This window comes from Pseudomonas sp. SDO5271_S396 (assembly GCF_054071795.1).
The window spans coordinates 1-15557 of record NZ_JBSVWB010000007.1; the positions used below are offsets into that span (position 1 = coordinate 1).

Here is a 15557-nt window from a genome sequence, read left to right on the forward strand (position 1 = left end):
AGCCACGTTATTCAGTGCTGACCCACCGCAATCGCGGGCAAGCCCGCTCCCACATTTTGATCTGTGTACGCCAAATATGAAGCACAAACAAAAATGCCCCGAACCTTTCGATTCGGGGCATTTCTTAACTGTGCATAGCCTGGGCTACACGTCAGTTGTTACCACTCAGGCTGCTGCAGCGACGTTCAGAGCCTTGATGTGGCCATTCAGGCGGCTCTTGTGACGAGCGGCCTTGTTCTTGTGGATGATGCCTTTATCGGCCATACGGTCGATAACAGGCACAGCCAGAACGTAAGCAGCTTGGGCTTTTTCAGCGTCTTTGGTGTCGATGGCTTTAACTACATTCTTGATGTAGGTACGAACCATGGAACGCAGGCTGGCGTTGTGGCTGCGACGCTTCTCAGCCTGTTTTGCACGTTTTTTGGCGGAAGGTGAGTTGGCCACCGTCGAGCTCCTCGAAAGACTTTTTAGGAAATAGCAAACAAAATAGGCCGCGAATCATGCCGATGACTTGATGGGTTGTCAAGGCCGGCTGAAGCGAACTGCTGAGTGGTCGATCTGAAGAGGCGGGTGATTTATTTCCGGCGCTTGACCTGTAAACTCGCGAGCTTTGGCTCTGTGCTGTTGCAGGCGCGCAGTATCGCACAAGTGGGCGCGTTGTTCGCCTGCTCTTTATCTAATAGGCGCAATCTCTTTCAATGAATCTGCTCAAATCGTTGGCCGCCGTCAGCTCTATCACGATGATCTCCCGGGTACTGGGGTTTGTGCGTGACACCCTGCTGGCGCGCATTTTTGGCGCCAGCATGGCTACGGATGCCTTCTTTATTGCCTTTAAATTGCCCAACCTGCTGCGACGCATCTTCGCGGAGGGCGCATTTTCCCAAGCGTTCGTGCCGATCCTGGCCGAGTACAAGACCCAGCAGGGCGAAGAAGCGACCCGCACCTTTATTGCCTACGTCTCGGGCCTGCTGACCCTGGTACTGATGCTGGTGACCGTTGTCGGCATGCTCGCCGCGCCCTGGGTGATCTGGGCCACGGCCCCCGGTTTTGCCAACACCCCGGAAAAGTTTGCGCTGACCTCGGACCTGCTGCGCGTCACCTTCCCTTATATATTGCTGATCTCCCTTTCATCCCTCGCCGGAGCGATCCTCAACACCTGGAACCGTTTCTCGGTGCCGGCGTTCGTGCCGACCCTGCTCAACGTCAGCATGATCCTCTTCGCGCTGTTCCTCACACCGTACTTCGACCCGCCCGTGATGGCCCTGGGCTGGGCCGTGCTGGCCGGCGGGCTGGCGCAATTGCTGTATCAACTGCCGCATTTGAAGAAGATCGGCATGCTCGTGCTGCCGCGCCTGAATCTCAAGGACACCGGCGTATGGCGTGTGATGCGCAATATGCTGCCGGCGATCCTCGGGGTCTCGGTCAGCCAGATTTCCCTGATCATCAACACCGCCTTTGCCTCGCTGCTGGTGTCGGGCTCGGTGTCGTGGATGTACTACGCCGATCGCCTGATGGAGCTGCCGTCCGGAGTGCTCGGCGTGGCGCTGGGCACGATTCTGCTGCCGACGCTGTCGCGTACCTATGCCAGCAAGGATCGCCAGGAGTACTCGCGCATCCTCGATTGGGGCCTGCGCCTGTGCTTCGTACTGGTATTGCCGTGCGCCCTGGCCCTGGGGATTCTGGCGGAGCCGCTGACGGTATCGTTGTTCCAGTACGGTCAGTTCAGTGCGTTTGACGCGTCCATGACCCAGCGGGCGCTGATCGCGTACTCGGTCGGCTTGCTGGGTATCATCGTGATCAAGGTGCTGGCCCCTGGCTTCTATGCCCAGCAAAACATCCGTACGCCGGTCAAGATCGCGGTCTTCACGCTGATCGTGACGCAACTGCTCAACCTGGCGTTCATCGGTCCACTGGCCCATGCGGGCCTGGCGCTGGCCATCAGCGCAGGCGCCTGCATCAATGCCGGCCTTTTGTTTTACCAACTGCGCAAGCAGGAAATGTTTCAACCGCAGCCCGGCTGGGGGATGTTCGCCTTGAAGCTGTTGGTTTCAGTCGCCGCGATGTCTGCGGTGTTGCTGGGCCTGATGCACTTCATGCCGGCCTGGGATGAGGGGCATATGCTGGAGCGTTTCATGCGCCTGGGGCTGTTGGTCGTGGCCGGCGTGGTGGTGTACTTCGGTATGTTGCTGCTGCTGGGCTTTCGACTGCGGGATTTCAATCGCAAGTCCCTTGGGTAGAGACATTCCCGCGATAAACCGGTTGTTTTATCGATTCGATCCATTTGCCCTGCGCTGTTGCCTGTCGTCCGGGGCCGGGTGTGGTTATAATCGACCACTTTATGAGCAAGAAGCGCGTTATGCAGCTGGTTCGAGGTCTCCACAACCTGCGCCCCGAGCATCGGGGCTGCGTCGCCACTATTGGCAACTTTGACGGTGTTCACCGTGGTCACCAGGCTATCCTGGCCCGGCTGCGTGAGCGTGCGGTCGAGTTGGGCGTGCCCAGCTGCGTGGTGATTTTCGAGCCGCAGCCGCGGGAATATTTCACCCCCGAAACGGCGCCGGCCCGCTTGGCCCGCCTGCGGGACAAGCTGCAACTGCTGGCTGAAGAAGGTGTGGACCGCGTTCTGTGCCTGGCCTTCAACCAGCGCCTGCAAAGCTTGAGCGCCGCCGAGTTCGTCGACCGTATCCTGGTCGATGGCCTGGGCGTGCAGCACTTGGAGGTCGGTGACGACTTCCGCTTTGGTTGCGACCGCGTCGGGGATTTCGATTTCCTGCAACAGGCCGGTATCAGCCAGGGGTTTACCGTCGAAGCCGCGCAAACCGTCGAACTGGATGGTCTGCGCGTGAGCAGTACCCAGGTGCGTAACGCCCTGGCCGCTGCCGACTTCGCCCTGGCCGAGCGTTTGCTCGGTCGCCCGTTCCGCATTGCCGGGCGGGTATTGCACGGCCAGAAGCTGGCGCGCCAATTGGGCACGCCGACCGCCAACGTGCAACTCAAGCGCCGTCGTGTGCCGCTCACCGGGGTCTACCTGGTCAGCGTCGATATCGACGGCCAATCGTGGCCCGGAGTCGCCAACATAGGCGTCAGGCCCACGGTTGCAGGTGATGGCAAGGCCCACCTGGAAGTTCACCTTTTGGATTTTGCCGGTGATCTGTATGACCGGCGTTTGACGGTGGTTTTCCACCACAAGCTGCGTGAAGAGCAGCGTTTCGCCTCCCTCGAGGCGTTGAAAACGGCGATCAATGCGGATGTCGCCGCCGCCCGTGCACTAGCCGCACCTAGCGCCCATCGCTAACCGAAGAGCCTTAAATGACCGACTATAAAGCCACGCTAAACCTTCCGGACACCGCCTTCCCAATGAAGGCCGGCCTGCCACAGCGCGAACCGCAGATCCTGCAGCGCTGGGACAGTATTGGCCTGTACGGAAAGTTGCGCGAAATTGGCAAGGATCGTCCGAAATTCGTCCTGCACGACGGCCCTCCTTATGCCAACGGCACGATTCACATCGGTCATGCACTGAACAAAATCATCAAGGACATGATCATCCGCTCGAAGACCCTGTCGGGTTTCGACGCGCCGTACGTCCCGGGTTGGGACTGCCATGGCCTGCCGATCGAACACAAGGTCGAAGTGACCCACGGCAAGAACCTGGGCGCGGATAAAACCCGCGAACTGTGCCGGGCCTACGCCACCGAGCAGATCGAAGGTCAAAAAGCCGAGTTCATCCGCCTGGGTGTGCTGGGTGACTGGGCCAACCCCTACAAGACCATGGATTTCAAGAACGAGGCCGGTGAGATCCGCGCCCTGGCCGAAATCGTCAAGGGCGGTTTCGTGTTCAAAGGCCTCAAGCCCGTGAACTGGTGCTTCGATTGCGGTTCGGCCCTGGCCGAAGCGGAAGTCGAGTACGAAGACAAGAAGTCCTCGACCATCGACGTGGCCTTCCCGATCGCCGACGACGCCAAGCTGGCCGAGGCATTCGGCCTGGCGTCGCTGGCCAAGCCGGCCGCCATCGTGATCTGGACCACAACTCCGTGGACCATCCCGGCCAACCAGGCGCTGAACGTGCACCCTGAATTCACCTACGCCCTGGTGGACACCGGTGATCGCCTGCTGGTGCTGGCCGAGGAAATGGTCGAGTCGTGCCTGGCTCGTTACGGGCTGCAAGGTTCGGTGATCGCCACCACCACCGGCTCGGCACTGGAACTGATCAACTTCCGTCACCCGTTCTACGACCGCCTGTCGCCGGTATACCTGGCCGACTACGTGGAGCTGGGCGCCGGTACCGGTATCGTTCACTCCTCGCCGGCCTACGGCGTGGACGACTTCGTGACCTGCAAAGCCTACGGCATGGTCAACGACGACATCCTGAACCCGGTGCAGAGCAACGGTGTCTATGCGCCGTCGCTGGAGTTCTTCGGTGGCCAGTTCATCTTCAAGGCCAACCCGGCGATCATCGACAAGCTGACGGAAGTCGGTGCGTTGCTGCACACCGAAACCATCAAGCACAGCTACATGCACTGCTGGCGCCACAAGACGCCGCTGATCTACCGCGCCACCGCGCAGTGGTTCATTGGTATGGACAAAGAGCCGAACAGCGGCGAAACCCTGCGCAAACGCGCGCTCAAGGCCATCGAAGACACCACGTTCGTGCCGGCCTGGGGGCAGGCGCGCCTGCACTCGATGATCGCCAACCGTCCGGACTGGTGCATCTCGCGTCAGCGTAACTGGGGCGTGCCGATCCCATTCTTCCTGAACAAGGAAAGCGGCGAGCTGCACCCGCGTACCGTCGAGCTGATGGAAGAGGTCGCCAAGCGGGTCGAAGTCGAGGGCATCGAAGCCTGGTTCAAACTGGACGCCGCCGAGCTGCTGGGCGACGAAGCGCCGCTGTACGACAAGATCAGCGACACCCTCGACGTATGGTTCGACTCCGGCACCACCCACTGGCACGTATTGCGCGGTTCGCACCCAATGGGCCACGAAAGCGGCCCGCGTGCCGACCTGTACCTGGAAGGCTCCGACCAGCACCGCGGCTGGTTTCACTCGTCGCTGCTGACCGGTTGTGCCATCGACGATCACGCACCGTACCGCGAGCTGCTGACCCACGGTTTCACCGTCGACGAAAACGGTCGCAAGATGTCCAAGTCGCTGGGCAACGTGATCGCACCGCAAAAGGTCAACGACACCCTGGGCGCCGACATCATGCGCCTGTGGGTTGCCTCGACGGACTACTCGGGCGAAATGGCCGTGTCGGAGCAGATCCTGCAGCGCAGCGCCGATGCCTATCGCCGTATCCGTAACACCGCGCGCTTCCTGCTGTCGAACCTGACCGGTTTCAACCCGGCCACCGACTTGCTCCCGGCCGAAGACATGCTCGCCCTGGACCGTTGGGCCGTGGACCGTACCCTGTTGCTGCAACGCGAGTTGCAGGAACACTACGCCGAATACCGCTTCTGGAACGTCTACTCGAAGATCCACAACTTCTGCGTGCAGGAGCTGGGCGGGTTCTACCTCGACATCATCAAGGACCGCCAGTACACCACCGGCGCCAACAGCAAGGCGCGCCGTTCGGCGCAAACCGCGCTGTACCATATCAGCGAAGCGCTGGTGCGCTGGATCGCGCCAATCCTGGCCTTCACCGCCGACGAGCTGTGGGAATACCTGCCGGGCGAGCGCAACGAGTCGGTGATGCTCAACACTTGGTACGAAGGCCTCACGGAGTTGCCGGCCGACTTCGAACTGGGTCGCGAGTACTGGGAAGGCGTCATGGCCGTCAAGGTCGCGGTGAACAAGGAACTGGAAGTGCAGCGTGCGGCCAAGGCCGTTGGCGGTAACCTGCAAGCCGAAGTCACTCTGTTCGCCGAAGACGGCCTGACCGCCGACTTGTCCAAGCTGAGCAACGAGCTGCGTTTCGTGCTGATCACCTCTACTGCGAGCCTTGCACCGTTTGCCCAGGCGCCGGCGGATGCGGTCGCGACCGAAGTACCAGGTCTCAAACTCAAGGTGGTCAAGTCGGCTTTCGCCAAGTGCGCCCGTTGCTGGCACTGCCGTGAGGATGTCGGTGTGAACCCTGAGCACCCAGAGATCTGCGGTCGTTGCGTCGACAACATCAGCGGCACTGGCGAGGTTCGCCACTATGCCTGAAGCCAGTCGTTTTGGACGTCTGGGCTGGCTCGTATTGAGCGTGCTGGTGCTGGTCATCGACCAGCTCAGCAAGGCTCATTTCGAGGGCGCGCTGCAGATGTACCAGCAGATCGTCATCATCCCTGATTACTTCAGCTGGACCCTGGCCTACAACACCGGAGCGGCCTTCAGCTTCCTGGCAGACAGCTCCGGCTGGCAGCGCTGGTTGTTTGCCTTGATCGCCGTGGTGGTCAGTGCCGTGCTGGTGGTGTGGCTCAAGCGTCTGGGCCGGGACGACACCTGGCTGGCCATCGCCCTGGCCCTGGTGTTGGGCGGTGCGCTGGGCAACCTGTACGACCGCATTGCCCTGGGCCATGTGATCGATTTCATCCTGGTGCATTGGCAGAACCGCTGGTACTTCCCGGCGTTCAACTTCGCCGACAGCGCCATCACCGTCGGTGCAATCATGCTGGCGCTGGACATGTTCAAGAGCAAAAAAACCGGAGAGACCGTCAATGACTGATCAGGTATTGGCTGAGCAACGCATCGGCCAGAACACGGAAGTCACTTTGCATTTCGCATTGCGCCTGGAGAATGGCGACACGGTCGACAGCACGTTCGACAAGGCCCCGGCGACCTTCAAGGTCGGTGATGGCAACTTGCTGCCAGGTTTTGAAGCCGCCCTGTTCGGTTTCAAGGCCGGTGACAAACGCACCCTGCAAATCCAGCCGGAAAACGCGTTTGGCCAGCCCAACCCGCAGAACGTGCAGATTATTCCGCGTTCGCAGTTCCAGGACATGGAGCTGTCGGAAGGCCTGCTGGTGATCTTCAATGACGCGGCGAACACCGAACTTCCAGGGGTGGTTAAAACCTTCGATGACGCGCAAGTGACCATCGACTTCAACCACCCGCTGGCCGGTAAAACCTTGACGTTTGATGTTGAAATCATCAGCGTTAAAGCGATCTAACAGAAGATCAGGCCCTGTGAATGTCGGGCTTGTGTGGGAGCTGGCTTGCCTGCGATTGCATCACCTCGGTGTACCTGCACCGAGTCGTCTGCATCGCGGGCAAGCCCGGCTCCCACAAAGGCTTACTCTTATAGAGCTGAGTTGATCCAATTTCTTGCGCTGCAAGACACGAGGCACAGCATGCAAATCAAACTCGCCAACCCCCGTGGCTTCTGCGCCGGCGTGGACCGGGCGATCGAAATCGTCAACCGCGCCCTGGAAGTCTTCGGTCCGCCGATCTATGTGCGCCATGAAGTCGTGCACAACAAGTTCGTGGTCGAGGACCTGCGCGCGCGCGGCGCGATCTTTGTCGAGGAACTCGACCAGGTGCCGGACGACGTAATCGTTATCTTCAGTGCTCACGGTGTGTCCCAGGCCGTACGTTCCGAAGCGGCAGGCCGTGGGCTGAAGGTGTTCGATGCCACCTGCCCGCTGGTGACCAAGGTGCACATCGAAGTTGCGCGCTACAGCCGCGACGGTCGTGAGTGCATCCTGATCGGCCACGCCGGCCATCCGGAAGTCGAAGGCACTATGGGCCAGTACGACGCCAGCAATGGCGGCGCCATCTACCTGGTCGAAGACGAAAAAGACGTCGCTAACTTGCAGGTGCACAACCCGGACCGCCTGGCATTCGTTACTCAGACCACCTTGTCCATGGACGATACCAGCCGTGTGATCGACGCCTTGCGCAGTCGTTTCCCGGCCATTGGCGGGCCGCGCAAGGACGACATCTGCTACGCCACGCAAAACCGCCAGGATGCGGTCAAGCAACTGGCCAACGAGTGTGACGTGGTGCTGGTCGTCGGCAGCCCCAACAGCTCCAACTCCAACCGCTTGCGCGAGCTCGCCGAGCGCATGGCGACACCGGCGTATCTGATCGACGGCGCCGAAGACATGCAACGCAGCTGGTTCGATGGTGTCGAGCGTATCGGCATCACGGCAGGCGCTTCCGCGCCGGAAGTGTTGGTGCGCGGTGTGATCCAGCAACTGCATGCGTGGGGCGCTACGGGTGCCGATGAACTGGCTGGGCGCGAAGAGAACATCACGTTCTCAATGCCCAAGGAACTGCGAGTCCGTTCGCTGCTCTGACGACCACGGTGCCGGAAGGGTTCCGGCACAGCGCCTGCTCGGCTCTGTCGTTGCGCAGGCTGATGCGCCCACTGGGTGCCAGCACGATCTGATACAGACTTTGCGCCGCGTCCGTGGCGCAGACGTGCACCGTGCCAGCACGGAAACCTCCGGCTGAAAACACCGGCTCGCCCAGGCCGCTGAAGCGCACCTGGCTCTTCACGGGGCCGTTGCCCGCGATCAGCACGCGCCCGCTCTCCTGATGAATCAACAGCACCGGGTTGTCGTCGTCCAGGTGGCCGCGCCCGCTTACATCCAGAATCACTCGCCAGCCCTGGGACCAGTCTTCGTCCAGCGCATGAATAACCACCGCTTGGTTGCGCGCGATGGCCTCGGTGCGCGCATAGCGCAGACCGCCCGCCAAGGCTTGCGCGGCGCCTTGACGTTGCTGCGATTCCAGCAAGCCCTTGAAACCGGGCAGTGCAAGGTGAGCCAGAAGTCCGCTCACGATCAGCCCGAGGAGTAATTCGATCAGCGTGAAACCACGTTGTTGCATGGAACATCCCTCCGTGGATGAAGTCGTTCTTCAAGTGGAGAGCTAGGTATAGCGTCCAGTTTCCGGGGCTGAGTGATGGCCTTTACGCCCAAAGTATTTCCCTTTGTTCCCGCAGCAGCGCCCGCGAAAAACCGGCGCTAGTCTTGGGTCGCACAACCGGTTTCACCAGCCTCCTTTGGCCTTCGACATGGACGACGATGCAAATGCCAGCCAGCCCGAACACTCTTTTTACCCGCGCCTTGCCGCGCTGTCAGACCGGCATGACGTTGATCGAGGTGCTGGTCGCGGTGCTGATTCTCGCGGTCGGCCTGCTCGGCACGGCGGCGATCCAGCTCAATGCGCTCAAGTACACCGACAGCTCGCGGATGACCAGCCAGGCCAGCTTCATCGCCTACGACATGCTCGACCGGATACGCGCCAATTCCGCAGCGGATTATTCAGGGGGACGGGCCGAGCGTGCGCCGCTCGGCAGTGCCAGTGTGCGTGATCAGGACCTGCACGATTTCGAAGCCAACATCCTCGGATTTGCCGGGGCGAGCGCCAAGGGGGCGGTGGCGATCAGCGGCACCGAGGTCGCCATCAGTATCAGTTGGGACGATGCCAGAGGGGCGAACAGTGCGGGCGCGCGGGAAACCTTCACTTTGACCAGTCGCATTGCCGGCGTGCCGGGAGCGGCGCAATGAACGCGTATGCCCGAGGGTTTGGTCTTCTGGAGTCATTGCTGGCTCTGGCTGTCGGCCTGCTGCTGGTGTTGGGCGTGAGTCAGGTGGTGATCAGCACGCGACTGACCCACGCCAGTCAGCAAGCCGCAATGTTGCTGCAGGACGACGCACGGTTTGCGCTGGGCAAGCTGGTTCAGGATATTCGTCAGGTCGGTATGTTTGGCTGCCTGGGCGTCGCCTTTATCGATGATGCGCCATTGGCTTTTGATCGGCCTGTCAGTTGGAGCGTTTCAGGCAGTTCAAAGGCCCTGACGCTGATCAGTGCGGATGTCGGGGACGGCGGGGGCAAGCCCGACTGGACGGTGCTTTCCGACTGTACCGGGAGTGCCCAGGCTTATGAGGGGCAAGCACCTGCGCCTGCGCCGGGGCAGATTCGTTTTGCGATACGCCAGCTCACCTACACCTTTGAAACCGGCCAATTGAAAGTCAGCAGCCCCGCCGCACCGGCGAAGGCGGCGCTGGTGGATAACGTAGCGGCATTCGAGATCAGTTTCGGCGTGGCGGCCAACCCCTTATCGGCGAGCGTGGACCATTACGATCTGCAGCCAGCGGACGCTTCGCTGATCCGTAGCGTCCGTATCCTGATCACGCTCCAGGACCCGACAGGGCAGGTCAAGGACCAGACCTACAGCGTCGTGGCGGCGTTGCGAAACCGGTTGGGTTAGGGAGGGCAGGGTCATGAGGGCGTTCATTCAGAAGCGGCATTCGGGCATGGTGCTGTTGATCAGTCTGGTTTTCCTGCTGCTGCTATCGCTGGTGAGCCTGGCGTCCATGCAGGGCGCGGTATCCCAACAAAAAGTCACGGGCAGCCTCTGGCACCGCAACCAGTCGTTTCAAACCGCCGAGAGTGGTCTCAGGCTGGGAGAGTCAGCGCTGCAGCATGGCGCGGCGGCGGTACCGTTATGTCACTCGATTGCTACTTGTGCGCCACCGGCAGAGTCGTTTTCGGTGCTGGGTGCCGGTACGAACCCTGTTTCGGCGGTGACGTGGATGGCTCTGAAGGGTGGCCTGTATGGCCTTCAGGCGTTGGGGCCGGCAGTGGGATTGGCGCAGTTACCGGCGCAGACCGTCGCCGACCTGTATCGGGTGACGGCGGTGGGCTTGGCTGGCCAATCGCGAACGGTACTGGAAACGGTGTACGCCCGTGTGGCGGAGGGTTCCGGTGTCCGGTTTCAGCGAGTGTCATGGCGGCAACTTCAATAAAGGAGCAGTGGGATGGGCAAGGACAGCCAGGGGTTTACCCTGATCGAGTTACTGATCGCCGTGGCGATCGTTGCGGTGCTGGCGGGTATCGCTTATCCGGGATACAGCAGTCACGTCAAAAAGGGGTATCGCGCCGAGGTGGTGGCGTTGTTGATGGAGCAAGCCCAGCTTCTCGAGCGCTTTTATACGCGGAACGGCAGTTTTATTGACGCAAGCGGCGTCAGCTCGGGCAATGATCGCTATAGAATCACCGCTGCATTGAACCCTCAGGATTTCAGCCTGGTGGCCACGCCGCTGGTCGATTCGGTCATGGCGGGCGACGCGTGCGGCGATTTCAGTCTCACCAGTACGGGCCTGCGGACCAATCCGGGCGCTTCGCCTGAAATGTCCCGCCAAGCGTGCTGGGGGCGATGATGCGAATGCTGAATGATGGGGCGCCGAGCGCGCTCGTTCCTATTTATCGGCTGGATCAGGTAATGGCTAAGCAAGAGCAAGTGGTAGTTGTCGGCGGTGGAGTCATCGGTTTGTTGACCGCGTTCAACCTGGCTACCCAGGGGCGGCCTGTGGTGTTGCTGGACCGTGCAGGGGTAGGGCAGGAGTCTTCCTGGGCCGGAGGCGGGATTGTGTCCCCACTCTACCCGTGGCGCTACAGCCCGGCTGTCACGGCGCTGGCCCATTGGTCCCAGGACTTCTATCCGCAACTCGCCCAGCGCTTGTTTGCCGCCACCGGGTTGGATCCGGAGGTTCACACTACCGGTCTGTACTGGCTCGATCTGGACGACGAAGCCGAGGCTTTGGCCTGGGCCGCCCGTGAAGGCCGTCCGCTGAGCAAGGTGGACGTTTCGGCGGCCCATGATGCTGTCCCGGTGCTGGGCGGTGGGTATTCCCGCGCGATCTACATGGAGAACGTGGCCAACGTGCGCAACCCGCGTCTGGTCAAGTCCCTCAAGGCCGCGTTGCTGGCATTGCCGGGCGTGACGATTCATGAACAGTGTGAAGTGCGTGGTTTTGTGTTGGAGGCTGGCCGTGTCGTGGGCGTGAACACTACCGCCGGTCCGATTCCGGGTGATCAGGTGGTGCTGGCGGCGGGGGCCTGGAGCGGTGAGTTGTTGCGCACTCTGGGGCTGTCGCTGCCGGTGGAGCCGGTCAAGGGGCAGATGATTCTCTACAAATGTGCAACGGATTTCCTGTCGAGCATGGTGCTGGCCAAGGGGCGCTATGCCATCCCACGGCGTGACGGACACATTCTGATCGGCAGCACGCTGGAGCATGAAGGGTTCGACAAGACACCGACTGACACCGCTCTGGAAAGCCTCAAGGCGTCGGCAGTGGAGCTGATTCCCGCCCTGGCGGACGCTGAAGTGGTGGGCCACTGGGCCGGCTTGCGGCCAGGCTCGCCGGAGGGCATCCCTTATATCGGCGAGGCTCCGGGCTTCAAAGGTCTGTGGCTCAATTGTGGGCATTACCGCAATGGGCTGGTGCTTGCGCCTGCGTCCTGCCAGTTGTTCGCCGATCTGTTGCTGGGGCGTCCGCCGATTATCGATCCGGCGCCCTATGCCCCTGAAGGGCGGATCAGCGCTGGATAGATTTCGGGCCCTGTTCCAGATGCGCCTGGGTGCAATACCACTCCTGGCGTGAGCTCAGTGCGCGATCCTGCGGCAAGTGCACGCCACAGTGGGCGCAGCGTACCATCGGGGTCGCGTCAGGTTCGCCGCTGCGCTGCTGCCTGGCAGCCGGGCTTTTGAATTTGCGCCAGAACCATACCGCGGCAGCAATGACGGCAATCCAGAACAGTAGACGAACCATGATGGGCAGTTTCTCGACAAGGAATGCGCCAGTTTAGCCAAGGACGTGTCAGGCGCACAGCGCAATAACACCAGCCCATAAAATCGGCCCATAAAAAAGGGAGCCTCGAAGGGCTCCCTTTGTGTGCGTTGTCGACGAGGATCAGTCGAATACGCCGAAGGTCATGTAGCTGAACCACGAGCGGTCCTGGTTGTTGCCCAGGGCCTGCGGTGCTTCCTCTTCGATCACGTCGCCGTTTTCGTCGTGGGGCTTGAGGTCCGAAGGAATGGCGTCCTTGGCGTCCTGGAACTGCTTGATCACGTCCTGGTTGGCGCGGGTTTCTCCCGGCGGCAGCGGAGGACGGGATTCGATCAGGCCCAGGGTGTATTTGCTCAGCCACGAACGATTGTCCGCTTCGGCGACCTGAGGCACGAACTGGCCGTCTTTAAGGCTTGGATGGTCCGGGTAGTTGAGCTTCAAGGTTTCCAGGCTGGTGCTGGCCAGGTCATCCAGGTGCAGACGCTGGTAGGCCTCGGTCATGACTGCCAGGCCGTCACCCACCGAAGGGGTCTCCTGGAAGTTTTCCACCACATAACGACCACGGTTGGCCGCTGCGACGTAGGCCTGGCGGGTCAGGTAGTAGTGAGCCACGTGGATTTCGTAGGACGCCAGCAGGTTGCGCAGGTAGATCATGCGCTGCTTGGCGTCAGGCGCGTAGCGGCTGTTGGGGTAACGGCTGGTCAACTGGGCGAACTCGTTGTAGGAGTCGCGGGCGGCGCCCGGGTCGCGTTTGGTCATGTCCAGCGGCAGGAAGCGCGCCAGCAGGCCGACGTCCTGGTCAAACGAGGTCAGGCCCTTGAGGTAGTAGGCGTAGTCCACGTTCGGGTGCTGGGGGTGCAGGCGAATAAAACGCTCGGCAGCGGACTTGGCGGCCTCGGGCTCGGCGTTCTTGTAGTTGGCGTAGATCAGTTCGAGCTGGGCCTGGTCAGCGTAGCGTCCGAACGGATAGCGCGACTCCAGTGCCTTAAGCTTGGCCGTGGCGCTGGTGTAGCTATTATTGTCCAGGTCTTTCTGAGCCAGATGGTACAGCTCGACTTCGCTCAGGTTTTCGTCGACGACTTCCTTTGTTGACGAGCAAGCAGCAGTCATGGCGAGGATGGCGATCAGCAGCAGGTGTTTCACTTGCATGGCGGCTTGCGTCCCTATGACGGCCGCTGTCTTGGGCGGGGCCGTCCTGTTATGATGAGCGCCCCGTTGAAAGCCTCGGGGCAAAAGACGCCGTATTTAACCACAAGCGCGCAGCCGAAACCAAAGGCTGTGCCACGCCTAGTCTGAGCATGTCCGATAAAATTGAACTTCGCGCAGAGGTGCCGTCCGAATTGGGCGGCCAACGCCTCGATCAAGTCGCCGCACAATTATTCGCCGAGCACTCGCGCTCGCGCCTTTCCGCCTGGATCAAAGACGGCCGCCTGACTGTGGACGGGGCGGTCATCCGCCCGCGAGACATCGTCCATGGCGGTTCGATCCTCGAGCTGACTGCCGAGCAGGAAGCCCAGGGAGAATGGGTCGCCCAGGACATCGAGCTGGACATCGTCTACGAAGACGACGACATCCTGGTGATCAACAAGCCTGCGGGCCTGGTGGTGCACCCGGCGGCCGGCCATGCTGATGGCACCTTGCTCAATGCCTTGCTGCATCACGTGCCGGACATCATCAACGTCCCGCGCTGCGGCATCGTGCACCGCCTGGACAAGGACACTACCGGCTTGATGGTGGTGGCCAAGACCATTCAGGCGCAGACGCAACTGGTTGCACAATTGCAGAGCCGCACTGTCAGCCGTATCTACGAATGCATCGTGATCGGCGTGGTCGTGGCGGGTGGCAAGATCAACGCCCCGATTGGCCGCCACGGTCAGCAACGCCAGCGCATGGCGGTGATGGAAGGTGGCAAACCGGCCGTCAGTCACTACCGGGTGCTCGAGCGTTTCCGCTCCCACACCCATGTGCGGGTCAAATTGGAAACCGGGCGCACCCACCAGATTCGTGTGCACATGGCCCATATCAACTTCCCGTTGGTCGGTGACCCGGCCTACGGCGGTCGTTTCCGTATTCCGCCGGCGGCCAGTGCCACCATGGTGGAATCCTTGAAGAACTTCCCGCGCCAGGCGCTGCATGCGCGCTTCCTGGAGCTGGATCATCCGACGAGCGGTAAACGCATGAGCTGGGAATCGGAACTGCCGGACGACTTCGTCTGGCTGTTGTCGCTGCTCAAGCAGGATCGCGAGGCATTTGTCGGATGAGTGACTGGCTGATCCCCGACTGGCCCGCGCCGGCCCGGGTAAAAGCCTGCGTCACTACTCGTGCGGGCGGCGTCAGTGCGGCGCCGTTCGACAGCTTGAACCTGGGCGATCATGTCGAGGACAGCCTGGAAGCTGTCCTGGAAAATCGCCATCGTCTCACTGATGCCTTTGATATCACGCCCGCCTGGTTGCGTCAGGTTCACGGGGTGACGGTGGTCGAGGCTGACCCGAGCCTCACCGTCGAAGCCGATGGCAGTTGGACCAGCACTCCGGGTATCGCTTGCACGGCCATGACGGCCGATTGCTTGCCAGCGTTGTTCTGCAACCGTGCAGGCACTCGCGTGGCGGCGGCCCACGCTGGCTGGCGTGGACTGGCGGCAGGCGTGCTGGAGGCGGCTGTCGAAAGCCTCGATGTGGCGCCTGATCAAGTGCTCGTATGGCTCGGCCCTGCGATTGGCCCGGGAGCCTTCGAGGTCGGCCCGGAAGTGCGTGAAGCTTTCATGCAGCAGTTGCCGATCACCGCCGAGGCCTTTGTGCCTAGCCATAATCAGGGCAAGTTCATGGCCGACATCTATCAATTGGCTCGCCTGCGCCTCGCCGCGCGCGGCATTACTGCTGTGTATGGTGGTGGTTTCTGCACCGTCACCGACCCGCGCTTCTTTTCCTACCGTCGCAGCCCGCGCACCGGTCGATTCGCCTCCCTTATCTGGCTCGAGCGCTAGACTCTCCTGATCCATATCGCGCATCGCCTGCTTGAATCCTGCAAAATCCACCCCATCTATAAGGGCATCTGGCA

The 15557-nt window shown here is 61.3% G+C and carries 17 protein-coding genes; 13 read left to right on the forward strand and 4 right to left on the reverse strand.

What is annotated here, in order from left to right; genetic code table 11:
* Positions 1 to 165 precede the first annotated feature (165 nt).
* Positions 166 to 444, reverse strand: coding sequence for a 30S ribosomal protein S20 (gene rpsT / locus ACW9IN_RS07565; protein ID WP_123714497.1), 279 nt, complete (start codon positions 442 to 444; stop codon positions 166 to 168).
* Positions 445 to 698: 254 nt separating this feature from the next.
* Between rpsT and murJ the strand changes: the two genes are divergently transcribed.
* The 6 genes from murJ to ispH all read left to right on the forward strand — a co-directional run bounded on the left by murJ (position 699) and on the right by ispH (position 8216).
* Positions 699 to 2237, forward strand: a complete 1539-nt coding sequence (murJ, locus tag ACW9IN_RS07570) for a murein biosynthesis integral membrane protein MurJ (RefSeq protein ID WP_457365295.1) — start codon at positions 699 to 701, stop codon at positions 2235 to 2237.
* Between the two features lie 119 nt (positions 2238 to 2356).
* The gene (gene ribF, locus ACW9IN_RS07575) at positions 2357 to 3295 is read left to right on the forward strand and encodes a bifunctional riboflavin kinase/FAD synthetase (protein ID WP_457365296.1); all 939 of its coding nucleotides are present in this window, start codon (positions 2357 to 2359) and stop codon (positions 3293 to 3295) included.
* Between the two features lie 14 nt (positions 3296 to 3309).
* Positions 3310 to 6141, forward strand: coding sequence for an isoleucine--tRNA ligase (gene ileS, locus ACW9IN_RS07580; RefSeq protein WP_457365297.1), 2832 nt, complete (start codon positions 3310 to 3312; stop codon positions 6139 to 6141).
* Positions 6134 to 6643 carry a signal peptidase II gene (gene lspA, locus ACW9IN_RS07585; protein ID WP_457365298.1) on the forward strand — a complete coding sequence of 170 codons (510 nt, stop codon included), beginning with the start codon at positions 6134 to 6136 and terminating at the stop codon, positions 6641 to 6643. The genes ileS and lspA overlap by 8 nt, the downstream gene beginning before the upstream one ends.
* Before the next feature lie 7 nt (positions 6644 to 6650).
* Positions 6651 to 7088 (forward strand): FKBP-type peptidyl-prolyl cis-trans isomerase, encoded by a 438-nt coding sequence (fkpB, locus tag ACW9IN_RS07590; protein WP_457365445.1) that lies wholly within the window; start codon positions 6651 to 6653, stop codon positions 7086 to 7088.
* Positions 7089 to 7268: 180 nt separating this feature from the next.
* Positions 7269 to 8216, forward strand: a complete 948-nt coding sequence (gene ispH / locus ACW9IN_RS07595; protein WP_457365299.1) for a 4-hydroxy-3-methylbut-2-enyl diphosphate reductase — start codon at positions 7269 to 7271, stop codon at positions 8214 to 8216.
* Here ispH and ACW9IN_RS07600 read toward each other — a convergent pair.
* Complete coding sequence (locus ACW9IN_RS07600) at positions 8170 to 8751, reverse strand: GspH/FimT family pseudopilin (RefSeq protein ID WP_457365300.1); 582 nt, start codon at positions 8749 to 8751, stop codon at positions 8170 to 8172. The two genes, ispH and ACW9IN_RS07600, sit on opposite strands and share 47 nt — an antisense overlap.
* A gap of 203 nt (positions 8752 to 8954) precedes the next feature.
* Here ACW9IN_RS07600 and pilV point away from each other — a divergent pair, with 203 nt between their 5' ends.
* From pilV to thiO, 5 genes are all read left to right on the forward strand, one after another.
* Positions 8955 to 9434 (forward strand): type IV pilus modification protein PilV, encoded by a 480-nt coding sequence (pilV, locus tag ACW9IN_RS07605; protein ID WP_457365446.1) that lies wholly within the window; start codon positions 8955 to 8957, stop codon positions 9432 to 9434.
* The gene (locus ACW9IN_RS07610; protein WP_457365301.1) at positions 9431 to 10138 is read left to right on the forward strand and encodes a PilW family protein; all 708 of its coding nucleotides are present in this window, start codon (positions 9431 to 9433) and stop codon (positions 10136 to 10138) included. The genes pilV and ACW9IN_RS07610 overlap by 4 nt, the downstream gene beginning before the upstream one ends.
* A gap of 13 nt (positions 10139 to 10151) precedes the next feature.
* Positions 10152 to 10676 carry a pilus assembly PilX family protein gene (locus ACW9IN_RS07615; protein ID WP_457365302.1) on the forward strand — a complete coding sequence of 175 codons (525 nt, stop codon included), beginning with the start codon at positions 10152 to 10154 and terminating at the stop codon, positions 10674 to 10676.
* A 12-nt stretch (positions 10677 to 10688) separates the two neighbouring features.
* Positions 10689 to 11090 (forward strand): type IV pilin protein, encoded by a 402-nt coding sequence (locus ACW9IN_RS07620; RefSeq protein ID WP_457365303.1) that lies wholly within the window; start codon positions 10689 to 10691, stop codon positions 11088 to 11090.
* Between the two features lie 62 nt (positions 11091 to 11152).
* Positions 11153 to 12262, forward strand: coding sequence for a glycine oxidase ThiO (gene thiO / locus ACW9IN_RS07625; RefSeq protein ID WP_457365304.1), 1110 nt, complete (start codon positions 11153 to 11155; stop codon positions 12260 to 12262).
* On the opposite strand, the gene ACW9IN_RS07630 is transcribed toward thiO, so the two are convergent.
* Together ACW9IN_RS07630 and ACW9IN_RS07635 are read right to left on the reverse strand one after the other, a co-directional pair.
* Positions 12249 to 12482 (reverse strand): PP0621 family protein, encoded by a 234-nt coding sequence (locus ACW9IN_RS07630; RefSeq protein WP_457365305.1) that lies wholly within the window; start codon positions 12480 to 12482, stop codon positions 12249 to 12251. The two genes, thiO and ACW9IN_RS07630, sit on opposite strands and share 14 nt — an antisense overlap.
* 141 nt (positions 12483 to 12623) lie before the next feature.
* The gene (locus ACW9IN_RS07635; RefSeq protein ID WP_457365306.1) at positions 12624 to 13649 is read right to left on the reverse strand and encodes an outer membrane protein assembly factor BamD; all 1026 of its coding nucleotides are present in this window, start codon (positions 13647 to 13649) and stop codon (positions 12624 to 12626) included.
* A 149-nt stretch (positions 13650 to 13798) separates the two neighbouring features.
* On the opposite strand from ACW9IN_RS07635, the gene rluD reads away from it, so the two are divergent.
* Positions 13799 to 14761, forward strand: coding sequence for a 23S rRNA pseudouridine(1911/1915/1917) synthase RluD (gene rluD / locus ACW9IN_RS07640; RefSeq protein ID WP_457365307.1), 963 nt, complete (start codon positions 13799 to 13801; stop codon positions 14759 to 14761).
* A complete protein-coding gene (gene pgeF, locus ACW9IN_RS07645) occupies positions 14758 to 15483 on the forward strand; it encodes a peptidoglycan editing factor PgeF (protein WP_457365308.1) in 726 nt (241 codons plus the stop codon). Before rluD ends, pgeF begins: the two co-directional genes overlap by 4 nt.
* The last annotated feature ends 74 nt before the right edge of the window (positions 15484 to 15557 follow it).